The organism is Actinoplanes awajinensis subsp. mycoplanecinus (assembly GCF_001509495.1).
In the GTDB taxonomy this organism is placed as follows: Bacteria; Actinomycetota; Actinomycetes; order Mycobacteriales; family Micromonosporaceae; genus Actinoplanes; species Actinoplanes palleronii.
Genome location: NZ_LLZH01000248.1, coordinates 1 through 242 on the forward strand (window position 1 = coordinate 1; position 242 = coordinate 242).

Consider the following 242-nt stretch of genomic DNA (forward strand, 5'->3'; position numbering starts at 1 on the left):
GTGTTGAGTTGACCGGTACTAATAGGCCGAGGGCTTAACCACCTCAAACTTTGTGCTACGCGTCCACTGTGTGATTCACAGCAAACGAACAACCACCCCGGGAAGCAGTTTTCGGGTTGCTGGTTGGTTCTACCGCTGACCGTTGTTTCGGTGGTCATAGCGGAGGGGAAACGCCCGGTTACATTCCGAACCCGGTAGCTAAGCCCTCCAGCGCCGATGGTACTGCACTCGGGAGGGTGTGG

General features: G+C 56.6%; 1 rRNA gene. It reads left to right on the plus strand.

Going from position 1 to position 242, the window contains the following annotated elements:
- Positions 1 to 146: 146 nt before the first annotated feature.
- Positions 147 to 242: ribosomal RNA gene (rrf, locus tag ADL15_RS24895) — 5S ribosomal RNA — on the plus strand; the annotation flags it as partial.